At 62.9% G+C, this 19,743-nt stretch carries 14 protein-coding genes and 1 pseudogene; 6 read left to right on the top strand and 9 right to left on the bottom strand.

The window, feature by feature from the left end:
- Positions 1-1,172, top strand: a pseudogene (locus NCS28_RS02535) (MFS transporter).
- An 893-nt stretch (positions 1,173-2,065) separates the two neighbouring features.
- Here the strand turns inward: NCS28_RS02535 and fahA are convergent.
- Together fahA and hmgA are read right to left on the bottom strand one after the other, a co-directional pair.
- Positions 2,066-3,352: a fumarylacetoacetase gene (gene fahA, locus NCS28_RS02530; protein WP_250512309.1), complete on the bottom strand. Its 1,287-nt coding sequence runs from the start codon at positions 3,350-3,352 to the stop codon at positions 2,066-2,068.
- Positions 3,349-4,698 (bottom strand): homogentisate 1,2-dioxygenase, encoded by a 1,350-nt coding sequence (gene hmgA, locus NCS28_RS02525; protein WP_250512308.1) that lies wholly within the window; start codon positions 4,696-4,698, stop codon positions 3,349-3,351. Before hmgA ends, fahA begins: the two co-directional genes overlap by 4 nt.
- A 218-nt stretch (positions 4,699-4,916) precedes the next feature.
- Between hmgA and NCS28_RS02520 the strand changes: the two genes are divergently transcribed.
- The 4 genes from NCS28_RS02520 to NCS28_RS02505 all read left to right on the top strand — a co-directional run bounded on the left by NCS28_RS02520 (position 4,917) and on the right by NCS28_RS02505 (position 10,203).
- A complete protein-coding gene (locus NCS28_RS02520) occupies positions 4,917-5,738 on the top strand; it encodes an EAL domain-containing protein (protein WP_250512307.1) in 822 nt (273 codons plus the stop codon).
- A gap of 348 nt (positions 5,739-6,086) precedes the next feature.
- Positions 6,087-7,466, top strand: a complete 1,380-nt coding sequence (gene dalD, locus NCS28_RS02515; RefSeq protein WP_250512306.1) for a D-arabinitol 4-dehydrogenase — start codon at positions 6,087-6,089, stop codon at positions 7,464-7,466.
- 170 nt (positions 7,467-7,636) lie between these two features.
- Positions 7,637-9,118, top strand: coding sequence for a xylulokinase (gene xylB, locus NCS28_RS02510; RefSeq protein ID WP_250512305.1), 1,482 nt, complete (start codon positions 7,637-7,639; stop codon positions 9,116-9,118).
- Between the two features lie 137 nt (positions 9,119-9,255).
- A complete protein-coding gene (locus tag NCS28_RS02505) occupies positions 9,256-10,203 on the top strand; it encodes a sugar-binding transcriptional regulator (RefSeq protein ID WP_250512304.1) in 948 nt (315 codons plus the stop codon).
- Between the two features lie 4 nt (positions 10,204-10,207).
- Here NCS28_RS02505 and NCS28_RS02500 read toward each other — a convergent pair whose 3' ends face one another.
- The 7 genes from NCS28_RS02500 to NCS28_RS02470 form a co-directional block, all read right to left on the bottom strand.
- Entirely contained in the window at positions 10,208-11,071 is an 864-nt protein-coding gene (locus NCS28_RS02500) for an MOSC domain-containing protein (RefSeq protein WP_250512303.1), read from the bottom strand.
- 149 nt (positions 11,072-11,220) lie between these two features.
- A complete protein-coding gene (locus NCS28_RS02495; RefSeq protein WP_250512302.1) occupies positions 11,221-12,357 on the bottom strand; it encodes an ABC transporter ATP-binding protein in 1,137 nt (378 codons plus the stop codon).
- Between the two features lie 44 nt (positions 12,358-12,401).
- The gene (locus NCS28_RS02490) at positions 12,402-13,115 is read right to left on the bottom strand and encodes an HAD family hydrolase (RefSeq protein ID WP_250512301.1); all 714 of its coding nucleotides are present in this window, start codon (positions 13,113-13,115) and stop codon (positions 12,402-12,404) included.
- A 10-nt stretch (positions 13,116-13,125) separates the two neighbouring features.
- The gene (locus tag NCS28_RS02485; RefSeq protein ID WP_250512300.1) at positions 13,126-13,977 is read right to left on the bottom strand and encodes a carbohydrate ABC transporter permease; all 852 of its coding nucleotides are present in this window, start codon (positions 13,975-13,977) and stop codon (positions 13,126-13,128) included.
- The gene (locus tag NCS28_RS02480) at positions 13,974-14,912 is read right to left on the bottom strand and encodes a carbohydrate ABC transporter permease (protein ID WP_061117673.1); all 939 of its coding nucleotides are present in this window, start codon (positions 14,910-14,912) and stop codon (positions 13,974-13,976) included. The genes NCS28_RS02485 and NCS28_RS02480 overlap by 4 nt, the downstream gene beginning before the upstream one ends.
- A gap of 68 nt (positions 14,913-14,980) precedes the next feature.
- Entirely contained in the window at positions 14,981-16,348 is a 1,368-nt protein-coding gene (locus tag NCS28_RS02475) for an ABC transporter substrate-binding protein (protein ID WP_250512299.1), read from the bottom strand.
- Between the two features lie 230 nt (positions 16,349-16,578).
- A complete protein-coding gene (locus tag NCS28_RS02470) occupies positions 16,579-17,352 on the bottom strand; it encodes an L-iditol 2-dehydrogenase (protein ID WP_250512298.1) in 774 nt (257 codons plus the stop codon).
- 885 nt (positions 17,353-18,237) lie between these two features.
- Here NCS28_RS02470 and NCS28_RS02465 point away from each other — a divergent pair.
- Entirely contained in the window at positions 18,238-19,740 is a 1,503-nt protein-coding gene (locus tag NCS28_RS02465) for a carbapenam-3-carboxylate synthase domain-containing protein (protein ID WP_250512297.1), read from the top strand.
- Positions 19,741-19,743 lie beyond the last annotated feature (3 nt).

Genomic DNA, 19,743 nt, shown 5'->3' with positions numbered 1-19,743 from the left:
ATGAAGGACATCCTCTCGCGTGACTTTCTCGCGCTGATCCTGAGCGTCGCGGTCGTCGGCCTCGGCCTGGGCGCGACGCTGCCGCTGACCGCGCTCGCGCTCATGCAGGCGGGCTACGGCACCGGCATCGTCGGCCTGATGACGGCGATGCAGGCGGGCGGCGGACTCGCCGTCGCGCCCTTCGCGAGCCGCGTCGCCGCGCGTTGCGGCGCGCGCGAGACGATAGTCGGCACGGTGATCGTCGCGGCGCTTTCCACCATCGCGATGCAATTCACCGTCGATCTCTGGCTGTGGGCCGTGCTGCGCTTTCTGTGCGGCGCCGCGTTGATGCTGCTCTTCACGATCGGCGAGGCATGGGTCACGCAGCTCGCCGACGACTCGACGCGCGGGCGCGTCGTCGCGATTTACGCGACCAACTTCACGCTCTTCCAGATGACGGGCCCGGTGCTCGTCAGCGCGATCGGAGCCTTGCAGTCGATGCGCTTCGCGATCTGCGGCGCGATCTTTCTGCTGGCGTTGCCCGCGCTCGCGTCGATACGCGGCGCGCCGCAGTCGCTCGCTTCCGGCGAAGGTGAAAGGGAAGGCGAACACGGCGACTGGCGGCAAGTGCTGCCGAACATGCCGGCGCTCGTGATCGGCACGGGCTTTTCGCGCTCTTCGACACGCTTGCGCTCTCGCTGATGCCGCTCTTCGCGATGTCGCACGGCATCGGCGAGGATGTCGGCGTGCTGTTCGCATCGGCGATCCTGCTCGGTGACACGACGATGCAGTTTCCCATCGGCTGGCTCGCAGATCGCATCGGGCGCGCGAAGGTGCATGCGGGCGCGGGCGTCGTCGTGGTGCTGCTGTTGCCGATGCTGCCGTGGTCTATGGCGCATCCGTGGATCTGCTGGCCGCTACTCTTCGTGACCGGCGCGGCGGCGGGGAGCATCTACACGCTGTCGATCGTCGCGTGCGGCGAGCGCTTCCGCGGGCCGATGCTCGTATCGGCGACGGCGATCGTCGGCGCATCGTGGAGCGTGGCGAGCTTCGGCGGTCCGATGATCGCGGGCACGCTGATGCAGCGCGTCGGAGCGGATGCGCTGATTGGCGTGTTGACGGTGGCGGGGTGTGCGTTTTTGGTGGCTGTTTGGTGGGAGCGGCGGGTGTCGGCCGTGCGGGTATCGGGATAAGCGTTGTACATGTCGATCGACGGGCGGCCGCTTCGGCGAGTCGGGCTGCTTGCTCTGCTTCATCCTTCGCGCGGCGCAGGGCGCTTTCTTATGCAAGCCTTTCTCCGCGCACGCGCAGAGGATTCGCGAGCTAGCGCATATCGACTGTACGGTGTCCAAATCAACTGTGGCCTGGAACAGCCGAGCCCGACAATAAGCGGCACCTTCCGGCGCAGCGAGTTTTCCACAGCAATGAAGGTGTTCCCAGTCGTTCTTTCCTCGTCAAGATTTCTCGGCTAGCGGCGAATTAACGGGAGTCTGCATAGCGGTTGCTCGGGCATTCTGGTACGAACGTATTTCTCACCCGCTTCCATTTTCGACCGCTTACATCAGGCACTCGGGCCCAATCGTTTAGCAACGGTAATTTCGAGCCCGGAATTTCGAGCCCGTGCGCAGTTCCATGCGCACGGATCAATTCGCTTCCTGAAGTCGAGCATTGCTTTCGACCCGCTACGGCGGGTTCTTTTAAGTTGGCTACGCGCTTTAGCCATGAAGGAGGAATAGTTGAATCGCAGAGACGATTACTTTGAAAGACTTGAGCTGGCGAAGGACAGCATTAACCTTAATTTCTGGAAATAGGAAGCGCACCGACTTCGGCCACTGCGGATGTCTCTTGCCCCTAATAGAGATCGCGATGTTCTTGGCGGACGCCGGGGCCATCTGGACGTGCAGCGTCTTGGGCTTGGGCGCGCTGCTGTTGTTCGCCGGGATTCCCGCGGAGGTGGTATTCAAGTATCGTCAACTGGAGCGAGAGTTCTACGAGCATGCGCGGGGATAAGCGCGGCGCGCTGCCTGTTGAGCGCGAAAGGCTGCGGCACGAGGGAAGTCACCCGCGACCCCCGGCCGCCTGCTCGTCAGCTACGCGCCGCCACAACTCGCCCGACGCAGGTCCCGAATCCAACCCGATATCCCTCTCCCTGACACCATCCCCGCAAGGTGACTTCATCGCCGTCCTGAAGAAACACGCGCTCGCCGCCCTCTTCCAGCTTCACGGGCCGCTGTCCGTTCCACGTGCTTTCAAGCAGGCTGCCGCACGACTCGGGCGTCGGTCCACTAATCGTGCCGGAACCCATCAAATCGCCGACGCGCGTATTGCAGCCGCCGACCGTGTGATGCGCGAGCTGCTGCGCCATCGACCAGTACATCAGCTTGAAGTTGGTTCGCGAAAGCGTCGTCGGCCTGCGGCCGCCTTCGGCGCTCAACGTGACTTCCAGTTCGATGTCGAACGCGTGATCGCCTTTATGACGCAGATAGGCGAGCGGTTCCGGCTCCTGCGGCGGCGTCGCGGTGCGAAACGGCTCGAGCGCATCGAGCGTGACGATCCACGGCGAGATGGTCGTCGCGAAACCCTTCGAATTGAACGGGCCGAGGGGCACGTATTCCCATTGCTGGATGTCGCGCGCGCTCCAGTCGTTCAGCAGCACCATGCCGAAGATATGCGCTTCCGCGTCCTCACACGCGATCGGCTCGCCGAGCGCATTGCCGCGACCGATGATGAAGCCCGTCTCCAGCTCGATATCCAGCTTGCGGCACGCGCCATAGATCGGCCGATCTTCATTCGGCAGCTTGATCTGTCCGTTCGGCCTGCGCACCGGCGTGCCGCTCACGACCACCGACGACGCGCGCCCGTTATAGCCGATCGGCATCTCCGACCAGTTCGGCAGCAGTGCGTTCTTCGGATCGCGAAACATCGAGCCGACGTTGGTCGCGTGCTCCTTCGACGAATAGAAATCCGTGTAGCCGGGAATCTCCACCGGCAGATGCTGCGTCGCGCCGAAGCGCGGCACGAGCGCGTGACGGCGCAGCGCTTCGTCGTCGCGCAATGTCGCGTTGCCGTGCGCGAGCAAGGCGGAGAGCGCGATGCGCACGTCGCGCCACGTCTTGCGTCCGAGCGCGATGAAGTCGTTCAGGCGCGGCTTGTCGAACGTGCCTTGCGCATCGATGAGACGCGCCCGTTCGAGCGCGGCCAGATCGACGATCCACTCGCCGATCGCGACGCCCGCGCGCGGCTGCGGACTCACCGCGTCGCTGAAAATGCCGAACGGCAGGTTCTGGATCGGGAAATCGCTCGCAGGATCGTTCGCGGATTCGATCCAGCTCTTCAAGGCGGGCGCGAGTGTGGCCTTCAGCGCGTCGTTCATCGTTGCTCCGGGTCGAAGTGTTTCGTGAGGCCTTGCCAGCACTCGTAGTAGTTCGCCTGCAGTTGCGCGGTGTCGAGCGCGAACTGCGTCGGCTTGATGAGGGTGCGCGTCTCGAACATGAAGGCCATCGTGGCGTCGACCTTCGCGGGCTTCGACGTATCGCTCTTCGACGCCTTCTCGAACGTTCCGGCATCCGGCCCGTGTCCCGACATGCAGTTGTGCAGGCTCGCGCCGCCCGGCACGAAGCCTTCGGCCTTCGCGTCGTAGACGCCTTGCACGAGGCCCATGAACTCGCTCGCGACATTGCGATGGAACCAGGGCGGACGGAACGTATCCTCTGCCGCGAGCCAGCGCGGCGGGAAGATCACGAAGTCGATCGTGTCGACGCCCGGCGTGTCGCTCGGCGATTGCAACACGAGGAAGATCGACGGATCCGGATGGTCGTAGCTGATCGAGCCGATCGTGTTGAAGTGACGCAAGTCGTACTTGTACGGCGCGTAGTTGCCGTGCCACGCGACGACATCGAGCGGCGAATGACCGATATCCGCACGCCACAGCACGCCGTTCATCTTCGTGACGAGCTCGAACTTGCCCTCGCGGTCTTCATAGGCGGCCTGCGGCGTGAGGAAGTCGCGCGGATTCGCGAGCCCGTTCGAGCCGATCGGACCGAGGTCCGGCAACTGCAAGAGCGCGCCGAAGTTCTCGCAGATATAGCCGCGCGCTTCGCCATCGGGCAACGCGACCGAGAAACGCACGCCGCGCGGAATCACCGCGATCTCGTACGGCTCGACATCCAGCTTGCCGAGTTCCGTCGAAATCGCGAGACGCCCTTGCTGCGGCACGATCAGCAGTTCGCCGTCGCTGTTGTAGAAGAAGCGGTCCTGCATCGACCGGTTCGCGGCGTAGAGATGGATCGCGCAGCCGCTCATCGCTTCGGCCGCGCCGTTGCCCGCCATCGTGACCCAACCGTCGATGAAATCGGTCGGCGCGGCGGGCATCGGCAGCGGATCCCAGCGCAGCTGATTGGGCGGCGTCGGCGGCACATCGGCCGAACCTGCACCGAAATTGCCGACCAGCTTCGCGCGCAGCATATCGGCGGGAATGCGGGTGAACGGCTTGTGCACCGCGCCCGGCCGGATGCGATAGAGCCACGAGCGGCGATTGTGGGCGCGCGGTGCGGTGAACGCCGTGCCCGAAAGCTGTTCGGCATAGAGGCCATAGGCCACGCGCTGCGGCGAATTGCGGCCGATGGGCAGCGCGCCCGGCAACGCCTCGGTGGCGAAGTCGTTGGCGAAGCCGGATTGATAGTGCTGGTTCGCGTCCGTGTGCGTCTCGAACGTTGGCATGGTCGAAATCCTCGACGAAGAAGTGGTGTCGCGACGTTTTACGCATGGTAAAACCAATTACGATTAGTGAAATTTCTCGTAAACCCTTAATCGACGGCCTTACTCCGGCATATCAATATGTGAATTTGGTGCTGGACGCGGTGTTGGGCGCTGATACCATCGACCCTTCCAACGACAATCGCCCGGTACGGCACGCCTCACAACCGAATGCGCCATTTATGATCGCCCCGTCCTTGCCTGAACTCGTCGCCCGCGCCGCGGAACATCCGTTTCTCGGCGCGCATGTCGCGCTCGGCGAGAACGAGCACGCCGGGCAAGCCATCGCGCGTTATCGCGATCTGTGCATTTCGAGCGCCTATGAGCCGATCTTCGATGTCGGCACGCACAGCTTCCCGCAGACATTGAGCGCGTCGCCGGAAAGCGCGGAACGTTTCGGCGATGAACTCGGCGTGCAGGCATTGACGCTGATTCAGGGCGATGCGCCGCGCGATCCGTTCGGCCAACTGGAAGACGATCGCGAGCTGGTCGCGCTCGACCGGCTCTCGCGCGCGGTGCACGCGTTCAATTTCTTCGGGCCGCATCGGCCGGGGCTTTTGTTTCTGCGCGTGCACGAGCGGCTCTTGAAGAGCGTGAAGTACGACCACGGTCGGCACTTCTCTTCCGTGCTGATGCAGTTCGGCTTGAACCCGTCGCGCGTGGTGATCGAATTGCCGGCGGCCGCGGTCGCGCACAAAACGTTTCTTGGTTATCTCACCAAGAGTTATCAGCATTACGGGTTCAAGGTCGCGGGCAATCTGCCCAATGCCGGCCAGATCATGGCGGTGTCGGATATGGCGCGGCTTGACTTCATCAAGATGGATGCGGGGCAGGCTCTTCGCGATTCCGTGGTGAAGCATCTGGTGGCGTATGCGCACCGGCTGAAGATTCCGCTCATCTTTTCCAATGTGAGCGACGAGGCGCAGTTCAACGCGTTGCAGCAGTTCGACGTGCACTTCGTTCAGGGGCCGGTGTTCGATTCGCATCCGGTGCATGGGCGGTAAGTAGTCCGCGCCGCTCTCATTTCCCGCGTTCCGGGTTCGCGCCTATCGTTAAAGGCAACCAGGTCACGCGCGCCTGTGCGGGTTATTCCCGATCCGCTCTCCTCGACAAAATTTGTGCACCGCAGCGCTGCCCGATGCATGCACAGACAGCACGCTCCCGTTCGAGACGCCTGCAATTTGCGCCGCGTCGCGGAAAGCGTCACGCCTTGACTTTCGATCGGGCGAATACGATCATTCGATCATCGACAGAGCAAATGCTCGCTTCACCCGCGTTGAGCGTCTACGTGCGCCATCGCGATCCGCCGTCCGCGAAGAACGGGCGCGCAGCCCATCAAAGGAAGAGACAACATGACTAGCGAAGCCAACGTGATCCTGCACATCGGCGCCGGGTCTTTTCATCGTGCGCATCAGGCGTGGTATCTGCATCGACTGAACGAGTCGGCCGATACGAGCTGGTCGCTCGCCGTCGGCAATATTCGCGGCGACATGAACGCCGTGCTCGATGCGCTCGCCGCGCAGCATGGCGAGTACACGCTCGAGACCGTCACGCCGAAGGGCGAGCGCGAATACGAGACCATCCGCGCGATCAAAAAGGTCGTGCCGTGGTCCGCCGATCTGAACGAACTGATCGCGACGGGCGCCGATCCGGCCTGCAAGATCGTGTCGTTTACCGTCACGGAAGGCGGCTATTACCTCGACGAGCACGACAAGCTCGACACCGCCAACGCCGATCTCGCCGCCGACCTGAAAGGCGCGAAGACGACCATCTACGGCGCGCTCGCCGCCATCCTCGATGCGCGCATGAAAAACGGCGCGGGCAAGGTGTCGCTGCAGAACTGCGACAACCTGCGCAGCAACGGCGACCGCTTCAAGGCGGGCATGCTCGAATTTCTGGAGCGGCGCGGCGAAACCGCGCTGCGCGACTGGATGATCGCGAATACGTCGTGTCCGAACGCGATGGTCGATCGCATCACGCCGCGTCCGACGCCCGATGTCGCCGAGCGCGTGAAGGCGGCGACCGGCTTCGACGACAAGGCGCCGGTGATGGGCGAGAAGTTCATCCAGTGGGTGATCGAGGACAACTTCATCGCCGGGCGGCCCGCGTGGGAGAAAGTCGGCGCCGAGATGGTCGAATCGGTGCATCCGTACGAGGAGGCGAAGATCCGCATCCTCAATGCGAGCCATAGCTGCATCGCGTGGGCGGGCACGCTGGTCGGGCTGCAATACATCCACGAAGGCACGCAGGACCTCGAAATTCGCGCACTCGCGGATGCCTACATCACCGACGACGTAATTCCCTGCCTCACGCCCAGCCCGATCGACCTCGCGAAGTATCGCGATGTCGTGCTCGATCGCTTCAGCAATCCGTACATCAAGGACACGAATCAGCGCGTCGCGGCCGACGGCTTTTCCAAGCTGCCGGGCTTCATCGCGCCGACGCTCTCCGAATGCTTCGCGCGCAGCGTCGACCCCGATTCGACCGCCATCCTGCCCGCGCTCTTCTTCCGCTTCCTCGAACGCTGGCACGAAGGCAAGCTGCCTTATACGTATCAGGACGGCGTGATGGACCCATCGGTCGCGCATGACTTCTTCGCGGCGCCCGATCCGGTCATGGCGTTCACGGCGGACAAGCTGCTGTGGGGCAGCATGGCGCAGACCGAAGGCCTCGAACGCGTGATGCGCAAGGCGATCTCCAAGGTCGATGCGTGGCTACAGAATCGGCCATAAGCGCGGTGTTATCGCCGTCCTAAAAGCGAGTTCAAACCAGCGCCGCGCCGCTCGGGTAATGTGCCCATGGCGCGGTGCGCCGCGTGGCGTTAAATTAGCGCCTCCCGCTGCATTGGCGTCACGCCTGTTTTTGGCCGGGTTCGATCCCGGCAACGACAAAGGGCCCGTTCATGTACTTAGGCATCGACCTCGGCACCTCCGAAGTGAAAGTTCTGCTGCTCGCGAGCGACGGCAGCGTCATCGGCACGGCGGGCACGCCGTTCACCGTATCGCGTCCGAAGCCGCGCTGGTCGGAGCAGAATCCGCTCGACTGGTGGGAAGGCACGCGCGCCGCGCTCTTCAAGCTGCGCGAGAAGTTTCCCGATGAATTCGCGCAGGTGCGCGGCATCGGCCTGTCGGGCCAGATGCACGGCGCGGTGCTGCTCGATTCGCACGACAACGTGCTGCGCCCCGCGATCCTGTGGAACGACATGCGCAGCGACAAGGAGTGCGCCGAACTCTACGAGCGCGCGCCGAACCTGCATGAAATCGCCGGGAATCTGGCGATGCCCGGCTTTACCGCGCCGAAGCTGCTCTGGGTCGCGCACAACGAACCCGAGATTTTCAAGCAGACCGCGTGCGTACTCTTGCCGAAGGATTATCTGCGCATGCATCTGACGGGCACGAAGGTGTCCGATCCGTCGGATGCGGCGGGCACGCTGTGGCTCGATGTGGCGCGCCGCGACTGGTCCGACGAGTTGCTCGCCGCCTGCGGCATGTCGCGCCAGCAGATGCCGTCGCTGGCCGAGGGCAGCGAGCCGTCGGGCACGTTGCGGCGGGAGCTCGCGCGTGAATTCGGCCTGGGCGACGGCGTGGTCGTCGCGGCGGGCGGCGGCGACAATGCCGCGAGCGCGGTGGGCATCGGCGCGACCGATCCGGGCGATGGCTTTCTGTCGCTCGGCACGTCGGGCGTGCTGTGCGTGATCGGCGATCGCTTCCGGCCGAATCCCGCGTCGGCGGTGCATGCGTTCTGCCACGCGATTCCGGATCGCTGGCATCAGATGAGCGTGGTCTTGTCGGCGGCGAGCTGTCTGCGCTGGGTGTGCAAGCTGACCTCCACTGATGAGCCGACCTTGCTTGCGGAAATCGAAGCCCTACCCGCCGATGTGCTGCCTTCCGCGCCCTTGTTCTTGCCGTATCTGAGCGGCGAGCGCACGCCGCACAACGATCCGTACGCGCAGGGCGTGTTTTTCGGCATGACGCACGCGACCGATCGCGCACTGCTCGGCTATTCCGTGCTCGAAGGCGTGACGCTCTCGCTGACCGATGGCCTCGACGCGCTGGAATCGGCGGGTACGCAGGCGCGGGCGTTGTCGATGCTCGGCGGCGGTGCGCGCAGCGCGTACTGGGCGCAGATGTTCGCCGATGCCTTCGATACGCCCACGCGCACGCACGGCGGTGGCGAGACCGGAGCCGCGCTCGGCGCGGCGCGTCTTGGCTGGCTTGCGGCGGGGGGCGATCCGGCGACGGTGCTCGCCAAACCCGAGATCAAGCAGGAGTTCATGCCCGATACGGGGCGGCATGAGTTGCTGCGGCAGCGGTTGAAGGGGTTTCGGGAGTTGTATCAGCATGTGAGGCCGTTGTTTGATTCAGCGCGGCCTCGACTCGCTTGATTTCGTGGGTCGCTTGGGCTTCTATGGAACTTGTGGTCGAGGTGATGATTTGCTCTGCCCCGGGGAGGGGCAGTTCTAAGAAACCAAAGACAAACCGGGATCCGGCGAACAACCTCTAAAAAAAACCAAACCCACCAGTGCCCAAATCCACCGAAAAACTCGATCTCGCAACGCGCGCAGCGTGGCTCTACTACGTCGCCGGCAACACTCAGAACGAGATCGCGGAAAAGCTGCAGATCTCGCGTCCGGTGGCGCAGCGGCTCGTCGCGTTCGCGGTCGAGAAGAACCTGATCCGCGTGCGCGTGGATCATCGCATCGCCGATTGTCTGTCGCTCGCCAAAGCGCTCAGCGACCGCTACGGTCTCGCGATGTGCGAAGTCGTGCCCATCGACGGCGACGCGCCCGAGCAGGTCGACCGCAAGCTCGCCGTCGCGGGTGCGCAGGTGATGGAGCGCTATCTGCTCGAAGAGAAGCCGCTCGTCGTATCGATCGGCAGCGGCCGCACATTGAAAGCCTGCGTCGCTCAGATCGGGCAGATCGACCGGCCGCAGCATCGTTTCGTATCGATGGTCGGCGCAATCGCGCAGGACGGCTCGTCGAATCGTTACGACGTCGCGCAGCAGTTGTCGGAGAAGACCGGCGGCAAGCACTTCATGTTGCCCGCGCCGCTCATGGCCGACAGCGAGACCGAGCGCGCGCAGTGGGTCAACCACCGGCTGTATCGCATCGTCAGCGAGCTCGCGCAACAGGCGGATGTGGCGTTCGTCGGCATCGGCAACGTGGGCGTGAACTGTCCGCTGCATCAGGACGGCTTCATTACGCGCGCGGAAGTCGACGAAATGATGTCCGCAGGCGCCGTGGCCGAATGGCTCGGCCTGCCGATCGATGCAAACGGCAAGCGCGTCACCTCGAAAACCGGCGCGCGCGTGACGAGCCTCAAGCTCGATGCACCGCCCAAACGCCCGACGATCGGCTTCGCAGGCGGCGAGCGCAAGCGCGACGCGCTCGTTGCCGCGTTGAAGGGAAAATGGCTGTCGGGGCTCGTGACGGACGAGTTGTGCGCGAAAGCCGCGCTCGACGCGTGAATCGTCAGAAGTCGATTTCCGCTTCCACATCCTGCCCGACTTCCAGCGCGACGCCCTCGCCTTCCACGATGATCGCGTTCTTGCCGAAGGTGAGCGCGCCGTCGAACTGATCGCTGCCGCGATACGCGCTCATCGTGTCGAGCGGCTCGTGCGGCCACGACGGGTCGTGCGCCCCGGTTTCCTGATCGATCGATGGCATCGGGCAGCGCGTGCAGAGCTTCACGAGCCGCAGTTGCACGTCGCGCCCCGGCACGCGAATCTGCATGTCGCCGACGAAATCCTCTTCGTACGCATCGAGCCCGCCGATCACGAGATTCGGCCGGAAGCGATTGGCCGCGATGCCCGGCGCGCCCTTCGCCGACAGACGCGCGTTGAGATCGTCGAGCGATGCCTGGCTCACCACCAGCAACGGAAACCCATCCGCGAAATGCGTTTGAACGCTGTGCGGCGCGGTCCATTCGTCGCTTACGTCGCGGCGCGCGGACGGCGCGAAACGCACGAGACGCGCGGGCGTGCCCATGACTTCGCTGAACCACTGCGCGGCGTGCTCACCGGTATCGAGTGCATCGACGGTATGGCGCCAGACGGTCGCGCGTAACGGTTGCGCATCGGCGAGCGCATCGGCATGCAGCGGGGTGCGAAGCGGCGGCATGCCGGGCGCATCGATGACGAGATCGTCGCCATCGAACGCGGTCTTGATCAGCGCCATGCGCGGATGCGAACGTTGCGTGAACATCGCGCCCGCCGGATCGGTCACCATCCAGTGACGGTCGTATTCGAGGCCCGTGTCGAGGAGCGTCGCGCGGCGCAGCGAAATGCCGGCGCAGGACTTGATCGGATAGACGAAGAGTTCGTTCAGGATGGGCATGGCGGTATCGTGGGATCGGCGCCGGCCATCGGGCGTGGCTGGTCGATATGGAGATTATCGCGCGTGTGCGGGTCTTGAAAAAAACAACGGCGCCGCTCTTCCAAACGGCGCCGCTCATGCGATCAGACCGGCCGAATATCGACCTAAGCTCAGGCCGCCGTCGCGTGCTCGCGCAGCCACGCATCCACGACCATGCGCGTGAACGCCTGCCCTTCCGCGTTGAACAGATGGCAGTGTTCCGGCGCCGTGCCTAGCTTCAGCTTCTCGCCGCGCGCGTGCTTTTCGAGCGGCGGAATCCGCGAGATCAGTCCGTCTGGCGCGACGTCCGTTTCGGCATAGAGATACGCCGCGTCGCCGAGCGTTTCGACCGTCATCGCCGACGCGGAGACGCCGTAGTCGCCCGAGTCGGGCGCGTTCGGCTGCAAGTGCTCGGGACGAACACCGACCGTCACCGCGTCGCCCGGCTTCGCATTGCCCGGCAGCACCCCGACGAGTTGCGTTTCGCCCGTCGCGTATTTCACGAGCACGCCGTCGTTCTGAATCTGCGCGACCGTGCCCGACAAGAAGTTCATCTTCGGCGAGCCGATGAATCCCGCGACGAAGCGATTCGCCGGCGCGTGATACAGCGTGTTCGGCGTGCCGACCTGCTCGATGTTCCCCGCCGACAGCACGACGATCTTGTCCGCGAGCGTCATCGCCTCGACCTGATCGTGCGTCACGTAGATCATCGTCGTCTTGAGGTCGTCGTGCAGGCGCGCGAACTCGAGCCGCATCTTCACGCGCAGCGCGGCGTCGAGATTCGAGAGCGGCTCATCGAAGAGAAACACCTTCGGTTTGCGCGTGATCGCGCGCCCGATCGCCACGCGCTGACGCTGGCCGCCCGACAACTGCTTCGGCTTGCGATCGAGCAGATGGTCGATATGCAGGATCTTCGCGGCGTTCTTCACGGCGGCGTCGATCGCGGGCTTCTTCTCACCCGCGAGCTTGAGGCCGAACGCCATGTTGTCGTACAGCGTCATGTGCGGATAAAGCGCATACGACTGAAACACCATCGCGATGCCGCGTTTCGCGGGCGCGAGCTCGTTCACGCGCGCGTTGTCGATCATCAGGTCGCCGCCGCTGATGTCCTCCAGACCCGCGATCATGCGCATCAACGTCGACTTGCCGCAGCCCGACGGGCCGACGAACACGACGAACTCGCCGTCGTTGATATCGAGGTTGATGTTGCGCATCACCTCGGTTTCTTCGTAACGCTTGCTGATGTTGCGCAGTGTCAGGCTAGCCATGATGTGTCTCCAGTCTTCATTAGCGATGCGTCGCGCGTTTGTCGCTATCTGATTTCGAACGTCGCGTTCTGCAGCCATTGCTCGACGAGCGCAGGCAAGCGCGTCATGTCGTCGAATACCTTGTGCGCGCCCGCTCTTTCGAGCGCGCCGACCTGTCCTTCGGTCGCGTGTCCGCCGCCGATGAAGCCGAGCACCGGCATGCCCGCCGCCTTCGCCGCCGTCACGCCGGTCACGCTGTCTTCGACGACGAGGCAGCGCAGCGGATCGATGCGCATTGCGCGCGCCGCCGCGAGATAGACGTCGGGCGCGGGCTTCGGATTAGCGACCATGTCCGCGCAAAAACGCCGCTCGCCGAAGAAGCGCAGGAGGCCCGTGCGTTTCAGCACGGCATCGACGTAGGTGGAAAAGCTGTTGCTCGCGCACGCCTTCGTGAACGGCACGGCCGCGAGCGCTTCGGCGATGCCCGGCACTGTCGGCGCCTCGATCGCGGCCACTTCTACGGCGCGCCGGATCGCCACGACCTGATCGTGCGTGAGCGTCCGGTTCACCGTGTCGGCGGCGCTCGCGAGCACCGCCTCGATGCGCAGGCCGAGCAAGGGCATGACGACCGGCTCGACATCGACGCCCGGCCACAGCGCCTGCAATTCGCTGACGAGCATGCGCGCCGCCACCGCTTCGCTGTCGATCAGCACGCCGTCGCAATCGCAGATCAGCAAGCGGTCTTCGAGGTTGGCCTCGTGGGATGGAGTGAGATTCACGCTTGCATCCTCACTTCACCGCGCCGAAGGTGAGACCGCGCACGAGCTGCTTCTGCGAGACCCAGCCGACGATCAGGATCGGCGCGACCGCGAGCAGCGAAGCGGCCGAAAGCTTCGCCCAGAACAAACCCTCCGGACTCGAGTATGACGCGATGAACACCGTCAGCGGCGCCGCGTTCGAGCTCGACAGGTTGATGCTCCAGAACGCCTCGTTCCACGACAGGATGATGAGCAAGAGACCCGTCGATGCGAGACCGGGCAGCGCCATCGGCATCAGCAGATAGACGATTTCCTGCCACGTCGTCGCGCCGTCGATGCGGCCGGCTTCAAGAATGTCCTTCGGCACTTCGTTGAAGTACGTGTACGCCATCCACACGGCGATCGGCAAGTTGATCAGCGTGTACACGACGACGAGCCCGGACACGGTATCGAGCAGGCCCGTGTTCTTCCACAAGAGGTAGATGGGCACGAGCACGCCGACCGACGGCATCATCTTCGTGGACAGCATCCACAGCAGCACCGATTGCGTTTTCCGGGTCGGGAAGAAGGCCATCGCGTAAGCGCACGGCACGGCGAGGATCAGGCAGAGCACCGTGACGCCCACCGAAATCAGCACCGAATTCCACGCGAAGCCGAAGTAATTGCTGCGCGCGAACACTTCACGGAAGCTATCCAGCGTCGGCGTGAAGAACAGCGACGACGAATACGCCTGCTGCTCGGTCTTGAACGCGGTGATCGTCATCCAGAAGATCGGGAAGAACAGCAGGATGGATACGATCCACGCGACGATGCCGGGCACGATGTTCTTCGCGTGGCCGAGCGCCGTGGTCCGCGGCGCGCCTGTAACCGTTTGAGTGCTCATGACTCGTACTCCCCTTTGAGATTCTTCGCGAGCATTCTCACGAGGAAGAACGCGACGATGTTGGCGAGAATGACCGCGAGAATGCCGCCCGCCGATGCGAGACCGACGTCGAACTGCTGGAGACCCAGCGCGTAGATCAGGTACGACAGGTTGGTCGTCGCGGTGCCCGGGCCGCCGCCCGTCGTCGTGTAGATTTCCGCGAAGATCGACAGCAGAAAGATGGTTTCCATCATCACCACCACGGCGACCGCGCGCTTCAAATGCGGCAGCGTGATGAAGAAGAACATCGCGAACGGACCCGCCCCGTCGATGCGCGCCGCTTCCTTCTGTTCCTGATCGAGCGACTGGATCGCCGTGAAGAGAATCAGGAACGCGAACGGCAGCCATTGCCACGCGACGATCACGATCACCGCGAACAGCGGATAGTCGGCGAACCAGTCGATCGGCTGCATGCCCATCGAGCGCATCAGGCTGGCGATGAGGCCGTACACCGGATGCAGGATCATGTTCTTCCAGATGAGCGCGGAGACCGTCGGCATCACGAAGAACGGCGCGATCACGAGCAAACGCGCAATACCCTGCCCGAAGAACTTGCGGTCGAACAGCACGGCGAGCAGCACGCCGCCCACGACCGTGATGACGAGCACCGAAATGATCAGCGTCAGCGTATGGCCGATGGACGGGCCGAACGCCGGATCGGTGACGAGGAACTCGAAGTTGTCGAAGCCCGCGAAGCCTTTGACATCGGGATTCAGCAGGTTATACCGCGAGAACGAAAACCAGATCGTCATCGCGAGCGGAATGGCCATCCACAGGAAGAGCAGTCCGGTCGATGGCGCGATCAGCCACCGCACCGACTTCGCGCGGCGCTTGTCGCGTTCGGCGGCGGACTCCTCCAGATGATGATCGGTGATGGGGGGATTCAGTTGACTCATCGTGTCACCTCTCGATGATGATGCTGGCGGGCCGCATCAGGCGACGCGGCCCGTGTGCTGCGCAAGATTTACTTCTGATAGCCCGCCTGCTTCACGGCGCGATCCGCGGCGGCGTTGGCCGCCTTCAGCGCGTTGTCGACGCTCGTCTGACCCGCGACGACGCCCGCGATCGACTGGCCGACCACCGTGCCGAACGACTGGAACTCCGGAATGCCGACGAACTGGATGCCGCTATACGGCACCTTGTGCAGCGTCGCGTCGTTCGGATCCGCGGTTTCGATCGCCTTCAGCACGAAGTCGCCGAACGGCGCGGCCTGCTTGTACTCGGGGCGCGCGTAGGTCGACTTGCGCGTCCCCGGCGGCACCGACGCCCAGCCTTCGTCCTTGCCGACCATCTCGATGTATTCCTTCGACGTCGCCCACGCGGCGAACTTCTTCGCAGCGTCCTGCTGCTTCGACGTCTTCGGGATCGCGAGCGACCACGACCACAGCCAGTGCGAGCCCTTCGGCGTGACGGCAACCGGCGCGGCCGCGAAGCCGATCTTGTCCGACACCTGCGACTGCGACTTGTTGTAGAGCATGCCGGCGGCGACCGTCGCGTCGATCCACATCGCGCACTTGCCGGAGGACATCAGCGTGAGGTTCTCGTTGAAGCCGTTCGAGCTCGCTCCCGGGGGGCCGTCGCTCTTCAAAAGGTCCGCATAGAAGCCGACCGCCTTCTTCCACTCGGGCGTATCGAGCTGCGCCTGCCACTTCTCGTTGAACCACTCGCCGCCGAAGGTGTTCACGACCGTCGACACGAACGCCATGTTCTCGCCCCAGCCCGCCTTGCCGCGCAGACAGATGCCATACTGGCCTTTGGACTTGTCGGTGAGCTTGTCGGCGAACTGCTTGATCTGGTCGTAGGTCGGCTGGTCTGGCATCTTGAGGCCGGCCGCCTGGAACAGGTCCTTGCGGTAGTACGTCATCGAACTTTCGACGTAGAACGGCAGCGCATAGAGCACGCCGCCGGACGAGAGCCCGTCGCGCGCGGTCTTCACGACATCGTCGAGATCGTAGTTGGCGGGCAGGCCGGTCATCGGCGAGAGCCAGCCGCGCTTGCCCCATTGCGGCGCCTCATACGTGCCGATGGTGATCACGTCGAACTGGCCGCTGTTGGTGGTGATGTCGGTGGTCGCGCGCTGGCGCAGCACGTTCTCTTCGAGAATCACCCATTTTAGCTGAATGTCCGGATTGGCCTTCTCGAAGGCCGGCGCGAGCTTCTTCAGCTCGATCATGTCCGGGTTGTTCAACGTCGCGATGGTAATGGTCGTCGCGGCATGCGCCGACAGCGGCACGAGCGCGGCTGCGGCCAGCGCGACCGACAGCGCCCCGCTCGCGAACGGGGCGCGACGCGCGCGCGGTTGTGCTCGAACGATGCGTTGAGTGCGTTTCATATGGGTTCGTCTCCTTTTTGTTGGCACGGGCACCGCGGATAGTCGATGCGTGACCGCAAGCGCCGTGTATGCCGCTGCCTGCTTTTGAGGGTGCGCGATCGGGGATCGCGTGTTGCCGGGTTATGCTTTGCCGCGCCTGCCTTCGTTGCCCTGGCGCCTTCGACTCGACGCCGTTTCACTATAGACGGTGCTTCCCGCGCTTCAAGCCGCATGCTGCGCGGGGGCAAGCGTCAACTCATCCAGTTGCCGCCGTCGACGTTGATCGTCTGCGCGGTGATGTAATCCGAGTCCGATGACGCCAGAAAGAGCGCCGCGCCCGTGAGGTCCGCGGGCACGCCCATGCGCCCGAGCGGCACTTCCTCGCCGACGAGCCGCTTCTTCTCGCCGAGCGGACGATTCTCGTAGCGCGCGAAGAGAGCGTCGACTTCCTTCCACATCGGGGTATCGACGACGCCCGGCGCGATGCCGTTCACGTTGATGCGCTCCTTCGCGAGCGCGAGCGCCGCCGACTGCGTATAGCTGATCACCGCCGCCTTGGTCGCGCAGTAATGCGACACGAGCGCTTCGCCGCGCCGGCCGGCTTGCGATGACATATTGATGATCTTGCCGCCGCGGCCCTGCTCGACCATGCGTTTCGCGGCCGCCTGCATCAGAAAGAACATGCCTTTGACGTTGACTGCGTAGAGGCGGTCGTACACGTCCCAGGATTCGTCGAGGATCGGGCGCATGTCGAAGAGCGCCGCGTTGTTGAAGAGAATGTCGATACCGCCGAAACGCTCGACGGTGCGCGCCACGATGCGTTGGATGTCTTCGCGCTTTGTGACGTCCGCCTTGAGCGCGAGCACGCGCGCGGAGACGTCCGCGAAGCGCTGCGCCATGTCGCGCTCGTCTTTCAAGTCGACGACGACGACCTGCGCCCCTTCCTCCAGATAGCGCCGCGCGACCGCCTCGCCGATGCCGCTCGCGGCGCCTGTGATGATCGCGACCTTGTCTTTCAGTCTCACCGGTGTCTCCGATTCTTCGCATCGCCCTTCGCGTGAGCGAACGCTCTTCGAATGAACAATTGCTCTCTCTTTGATCGAATGATCGGCGTTGCGCGTGATCGTGTCAAGGCATCGGCACAGGTTTCGATGTTGCGACGCGCAAACCCGCGAAACGTCGGGAAAACCCGGCTGGTGGGGAATGCCGGAGCAAGTGGCATACCGCTTTCGGCGGAGCGACTAACGTTTTTAATTGGACATTTATCATCCGCCGATTTGCTCTCACATTATCGTCCGAGCTAAATATCTATCAGATGCGCTTAAAAAGTACTTTGGAAATAAGCCTATTAGCAACGGTATCATCTCAGAATTAATCAATTCTGCAAAAATCGCGTCGGCACCTGCTTAAATACAAAATTTTGCAAATCAGATCTATTTTACGACGCAAAGAGTTGTGCTTTAATAAACTGCGTCGAATGCATAGCGATGTGACACCCTTCATCGTTATGCCATTAAAGAATGGCCTTATTGGAGCGCTAGAGAGACAAAATGAGACAGTAAATGCTGATTCACGTCAGCCGTCCCCATAGGGCGCACAGGAGTTCGCACCGCAGCAAAGAAACGTTTCCCGATATATCCGCTCCGAGGCTGCTCGGTCAATAGAGGAATCGGCAACGCCTGGATTTGGAGCGTATACCAGCTCTACGTCATTCCCATCGTGCTCTTTACGGCGTTCTTTGCCCGCGAGTAGGCTCGCTGGCAGGTTTTTACTGTCGAACTTGCGGCGTATTCTGTTCGACAGATGATTCAATCCGATTAATGTTCGAATTAGTTCACACATTTATAGTCATTCACCGTGCTTCGCCGTAATTAATCTGCGCGCAAGCGCTCAACCAACGAATATCACCCATGACATTCTCATTCGTCGCCACTCCAAATGCGGCCCGACCCCTAACCGCATCCCTCGCGGATTTACGTCGCCAAGGAGATCTGCTCGAGATTTCAGGCTGGCAATTCTGGCTAAAGCAATGGAGCGGCACTCACCAATCGGAGATTATGTATGTCGAAAATAATCAGACTCACGTACTGATCGGACGCCCGACCAACTCGGATGAGCTGCGCTCGCTTGCGAACCTAGTGACCGCAGAAGCGCTATCGGCGAACGTCGTTCAGGTGCTTGTAATCCTTCTCGAAGCCTATGGTGACGCAATTCTTTCGCTGGTCGAGGGACCCTTCACCCTTCTGACCTTCGGGCCACGGGGCAAGCTGACGGTCGCCACGGACGCACTCGGCCTGCAACCTGTTCACGTCGTGCGCGGCCGCGCATTGTGGGTGACATCCGAACTCAAGAATGTCGGTCTGTGCGGGCCTGGCGAATTCGACTTCCTCTCCGAGAACGAAGTCATCGCGCACGACGACCGGGCAGATACGTTTCTGCCGATTCGAAACGCGGAGCGTATCCGGCCAGGGTCCGTCTGCTCATTCGGTTTCGACGGACGTGGTCATTCGATGATCAACGCACGTCAGTATCTGACGCTAAGGCTCGCTACACCCCAGCGCATTAGACGCGAGCACGCGCGACAACTGACCTATTCACTGCTTTCCGGTTCGGTAAGGCGCGTGACGAGTGCCAGCGGTCCGGTTTCGATTCCCCTTTCGGGCGGCCTGGACTCGAGCATGGTGACGGCCATCGCTGCACGCCATCGACCAGGAATCAGCACGTTCGCGATCGGAAGCGGGACGAGCAACGAATTTCCGTTTGCGCAGACGGTCGCGCGTCATGTCGGCACCACCCATCGTGAGTTGACCTTCGCAGACGATGCGATTCTCCGGGGCGCTCACGAAGCGATCTACTACAACGAGATATTCGACGGCTTGTCGGCCGAGATCCAGGCCAGTCTCCTGTGCCTGTACCGGTCGCTGGAAAGCACGGGCGGGCGGGTCGTCACGGGCTACGGCTCGGATCTGCTGTTCGGCGGCGTACTTAAGACCGGAAGCGCGCCCAATGACGCAAATGCCGAACTATGGCGGCAGATCTATCGAACGCGCTGGACGGGTGAATTTTCCCAATTCGGCGCCAATCGATACGGGCTCGAGGTGCATCACCCATTCTGGACGACGCGTCTCATGACATTCGCGCTCAATCTCGCGCCCGAAATGAAGGTCTCGGACGACGAAGTCAAGGTCATGCTGCGCGAATGCGCCGCCGAGAACGCGTTGCTCCCTGACGAGATCGTCTGGCGGCGCAAGATCGGGATTCATGAAGGCTCTTCCGTAAACAGCATCTTCGCGGCCCACATTGGCGTCGACACCACCGACTACGCCGCCAAGACGAAATACACGTATCGAAAGTACCGAGCTTATCTGTCCGGCGAAGAATCGCTGCCCAACGCAGATTCGCACACGCATTAACGG

The sequence above is a fragment of the Caballeronia sp. INDeC2 genome (genome assembly GCF_023631325.1).
Lineage (GTDB): Bacteria > Pseudomonadota > Gammaproteobacteria > Burkholderiales > Burkholderiaceae > Caballeronia.
This window is presented reverse-complemented; position numbering and strand designations above follow the sequence as displayed.

Excerpts from the sequence above, each read along its gene's own strand:
- NCS28_RS02500 (WP_250512303.1), bottom strand. The coding sequence starts at position 11,071 with ATGCCCATCCTGAACGAACTCTTCGTCTATCCGATCAAGTCCTGCGCC.
- NCS28_RS02465 (WP_250512297.1), top strand. The coding sequence starts at position 18,238 with ATGACATTCTCATTCGTCGCCACTCCAAATGCGGCCCGACCCCTAACC.
- xylB (WP_250512305.1), top strand. The coding sequence starts at position 7,637 with ATGTACTTAGGCATCGACCTCGGCACCTCCGAAGTGAAAGTTCTGCTG.
- NCS28_RS02495 (WP_250512302.1), bottom strand. The coding sequence starts at position 12,357 with ATGGCTAGCCTGACACTGCGCAACATCAGCAAGCGTTACGAAGAAACC.
- NCS28_RS02480 (WP_061117673.1), bottom strand. The coding sequence starts at position 14,912 with ATGAGTCAACTGAATCCCCCCATCACCGATCATCATCTGGAGGAGTCC.
- NCS28_RS02475 (WP_250512299.1), bottom strand. The coding sequence starts at position 16,348 with ATGAAACGCACTCAACGCATCGTTCGAGCACAACCGCGCGCGCGTCGC.
- NCS28_RS02520 (WP_250512307.1), top strand. The coding sequence starts at position 4,917 with ATGATCGCCCCGTCCTTGCCTGAACTCGTCGCCCGCGCCGCGGAACAT.
- fahA (WP_250512309.1), bottom strand. The coding sequence starts at position 3,352 with ATGAACGACGCGCTGAAGGCCACACTCGCGCCCGCCTTGAAGAGCTGG.
- NCS28_RS02485 (WP_250512300.1), bottom strand. The coding sequence starts at position 13,977 with ATGAGCACTCAAACGGTTACAGGCGCGCCGCGGACCACGGCGCTCGGC.
- dalD (WP_250512306.1), top strand. The coding sequence starts at position 6,087 with ATGACTAGCGAAGCCAACGTGATCCTGCACATCGGCGCCGGGTCTTTT.
- hmgA (WP_250512308.1), bottom strand. The coding sequence starts at position 4,698 with ATGCCAACGTTCGAGACGCACACGGACGCGAACCAGCACTATCAATCC.